A 1,004-nucleotide genomic window follows, 5' to 3' on the forward strand; every position below is an offset into this window, starting at 1 on the left:
TCGCCGTAGCCCTGCACGCATTCGGGATCCGGCCCGTCCAACGGCAGCCCGGTGAAGAACTTCGCCGCCATGCACCCACCCCGACACGCGTCGAAGTGGTTGCAACTGGCACACGCCCCCGCCGACTGCGGCTCCCGCAACTCGGCGAACAACGCCGAGTTCTGCCACACGTCCCCGAACCCGTTGCTAGTCAGCACGTTCCCCGCCAAGAACTTCTCGTGGATCGCAAACGGACAGGCATACACGTCACCCACCGGATCGATCAAACACACCACCCGACCCGCACCGCACAGGTTCAGACCGGGGAGGGCCTGCCCGTACGCCGACAGGTGGAAGAACGAATCACCGGTGAGCACCCGCTCGCCATGGGCCACCAACCAGTCATAGAGCTGCCGCTGCTGAGCCGCCGTCGGATGCAACTCGTCCCACACGTCGGCACCCCGACCCGAGGGCCGCAACCGCGTGATCCGCAACGTCGCCCCATACGCATCGGCCAACGCCGCGAACTCGTCGAGCTGACCCACGTTGTGCCGGGTCACCACCACCGAGATCTTCGCGTCGCGAAACCCCGCGGCGCGCAGGTTCTCCAACGCCCGCACCGCCATCGCGAACGAACCCGGACCACGCACCGCGTCGTTCACCTCCGCCGTCGCCCCGTCCAGCGAGATCTGCACGTCCACGTAGTCACTGGCCGCCAGCCTCGCCGCCACCACCTCGTCGATGCGCACCCCGTTGGTGGAGAACTTCACCCCCACGTGATGCTCGGTGGCGTAATCCACCAACTCCCAGAAGTCCGACCGCACCGTCGGCTCACCACCACCGATGTTCACGTAGAACACCTGCATGCGCTCCAACTCGTCGATGACGTCCTTGCACTGCCGCGTGGTCAACTCCCGCGGATCCCGCCGCCCCGACGACGACAGACAATGCACACACGACAAATTGCACGCATACGTCAACTCCCACGTCAGACAGATCGGCGCGTCGAGACCACGCTCGAACTG

The 1,004-nt window shown here is 65.7% G+C and carries 1 protein-coding gene; it reads right to left on the reverse strand.

Going from position 1 to position 1,004, the window contains the following annotated elements; all coding sequences use genetic code 11:
* A partial coding sequence (mftC, locus tag AC30CM_RS26915; RefSeq protein WP_490119964.1) for a mycofactocin radical SAM maturase occupies window positions 1-1,004 on the reverse strand: 1,004 nt, incomplete at both ends.

The sequence above is a fragment of the Mycobacterium sp. DHQP2018-32-09 genome (assembly GCF_058148405.1).